Source organism: Massilia sp. P2_C2, assembly GCF_056404615.1.
In genome coordinates this window covers 1-2144 of sequence record NZ_JBFUDR010000539.1, presented here as the reverse complement: position 1 = coordinate 2144, position 2144 = coordinate 1, and the positions used below count along the sequence as shown (strand labels likewise).

General features: G+C 68.3%; 3 protein-coding genes. 1 reads left to right on the top strand and 2 read right to left on the bottom strand.

The genetic code is table 11. From position 1 onward, the window contains the following. Positions 1–854, bottom strand: an 854-nt coding sequence (locus AC1DYX_RS30580; RefSeq protein WP_477265901.1) for a M56 family metallopeptidase, incomplete at its 3' end; no start/stop codon positions are given. Beyond that, complete coding sequence (locus AC1DYX_RS30575) at positions 851–1237, bottom strand: BlaI/MecI/CopY family transcriptional regulator (RefSeq protein WP_477265899.1); 387 nt, start codon at positions 1235–1237, stop codon at positions 851–853. The genes AC1DYX_RS30575 and AC1DYX_RS30580, both read right to left, overlap by 4 nt. 145 nt (positions 1238–1382) lie before the next feature. Between AC1DYX_RS30575 and AC1DYX_RS30570 the strand changes: the two genes are divergently transcribed. Continuing rightward, on the top strand, positions 1383–2135 hold the full coding sequence (locus AC1DYX_RS30570; protein ID WP_477265896.1) for an SIMPL domain-containing protein: 753 nt from the start codon (positions 1383–1385) through the stop codon (positions 2133–2135). Positions 2136–2144: the final 9 nt, after the last annotated feature.

Sequence of the window (2144 nt, the reverse complement as noted above, 5' to 3'; positions counted from 1 at the left end):
ATGCGGCGCGAGATCCACCACACGGCCGGGTGATAGAACAGCAAGGCCTCGATCWCGTTCTGCACGAGGTTGACGACATAGTCGTGGCGGCGGACGTGGCCCAGCTCGTGCGCCAGCAGCGCCTCCAGCAACTGCGGCGGCATGCCCGTCACGAGGGCGGCCGGCACGAACACGACAGGCCGCCAGAAGCCGGCCGTGACGGGGCTCGCGAGGCTGTCGACGATGCGCAGGCGCACGCGGCGGTCGATGCCGCAGCGGGCGGCCAGTTGGACCAGCCGGGCCTGCCAGACGCGTTCCTCGGCGCGCTCATCCGGGCGCTGCCCGCCGGACGCGCCGCGCTCTTGCGTGGCCCGTCCGACCCACACCAACCCCAGCGCCATGCGCAACCCGAGCGCCGCCGCGCATGCTGCCCACGCGCCCACGATCCAGTCGAGATGCCGCTGCAGCCATGCGAACAGCCCGGCCGCGTCGCGCAGCACGGCAGCCGGCGCGGACGCCAGCGGCAACATACGCGCGGCCTGCACGTCGCGGTCGGCCAGCAGCAACATGGCGAAGTCGGCCGCCGGCCAGGCAAAGCACAGGAGCAGGGCCGCGCACGCGACGGCGTAACGGCGTTCCGGCCGTGCATTGCGCAGCGCCACCAGCAGCACGGCCGTCGCGCAGCCGATCAATGCGCCTTGCCAGACGAAGTGCAGCAGCGCCCACCCGAGGCTCGTGACAAACGAGTGCGACAATGTGGACAGCAGCGTGGACAGCCGCGCGAGCCAGACGTCCGGCAAGTGCGACGGCAGTGGCGCGAGCAGGTTCGTGGGCAGCAATACCGACAGCAATCCGTCGACGAGCCCGGCGCTCATTGTTCGTCTCCGTCTTTCAGCAGTTGTTCGATTTCATCGCGCTCCTTTTTCGAGATGCCGCTCTTGAGTGCGGCCAGCACCAGCGCCTTGGCCGACCCGGCGAAGGCGCGCTGCATCAAGTCCTTCAGCAGATTCGTCTGCAGCGATTCCTGGGCGTGGGCCGGTGCGTAGACGTGAGACCGTTCGCTCTCGTCGCGGATCAGTAAACCTTTGCCGTGCATGATCTGCATCAGGCGGAGCACGGTCGCGTACGTCACGTCCGGGCGCGCCTTGACGATTTCTTCGTGGACCCGGCGCGCCGTGGCGGCGCCGAGCGGCCACAGCACCTGCAACAAATCCAGTTCGGCGGGCGTGGGCTTTGGCGGGGCGGGCGATTTGGCCATGACGGACTCTTGGAACGTTGTCGATAAAACTAGACTAACTCGTCTAGATCAGGTTGTCTACAAGTTTATTTCGATCGCTGCGGCTTGTGTCGGCGTCGCGTGAAGGGCTAACATAGACATGGCTGTCTACTTCATCGGAGCCTTCATGCTGAATACCCGTCTGCGCATTGCCGTCCTCGTCCTCACGCTTGCCTCGGGCGGCGCCGGCGCGGCGTCCGTCCCCGATTATCCGTTCGTGCACGTCACGGGAAGTTCCTTCCTGGCCGTCGTGCCCGACATCGCCAGCCTCGATTTCGAGGTCGTCGCGCCCGACGCCGACCCGGCCGCCGCGCGCGCCGTTCTCGAAGCGCGCGTGGGCGAAGTGCGCGACCTGGCGCGGCAGCTGGGCATCGCCGACGACGACCTCACCGTGCGCGAGGTGCGCCAGGGCATCCGCAAGGAAGAGCGGGCCGCGAACGGCGCGCCCGTGTACGAGCTGCGCTGCGACGTCCACATCAACGTGCGCAATGTGGCCAACTGGGCCGCGCTGGCGGGTGGGCTGCTGGGCAAGCCGAACCTCGACGGCTTCGCGTCCGGATTCGACCGCACCGATATGGACACGATCCACGACGAACTCTTGACGCAGGCCATCCAGGACGCGCGCCGCCAGGCCGACGTGATGGCGGCCGCGGGCGGACGGCGCGTGGGCGGGCTGATGGGCGCGACGCCGGACACGCTGAAGAATCTCAGCACGGCGATGGGCCTGGAACGGGGCGAACTGCGGCGCGACGGCGGGGCGAACCGGGCCGGCGCACCGGACGTCGACCGCGAACAATTGCTCGCGGTGCCTGCGCTGAAACTGCGCCAACCCGTCGACGTCATCATCCGCCTGGAAAACCTGCCGAAGCGCACACGCTAACGGCATCGG

Excerpts from the sequence above, each read along its gene's own strand:
- AC1DYX_RS30570 (WP_477265896.1), top strand. The coding sequence starts at position 1,383 with ATGCTGAATACCCGTCTGCGCATTGCCGTCCTCGTCCTCACGCTTGCC.
- AC1DYX_RS30575 (WP_477265899.1), bottom strand. The coding sequence starts at position 1,237 with ATGGCCAAATCGCCCGCCCCGCCAAAGCCCACGCCCGCCGAACTGGAT.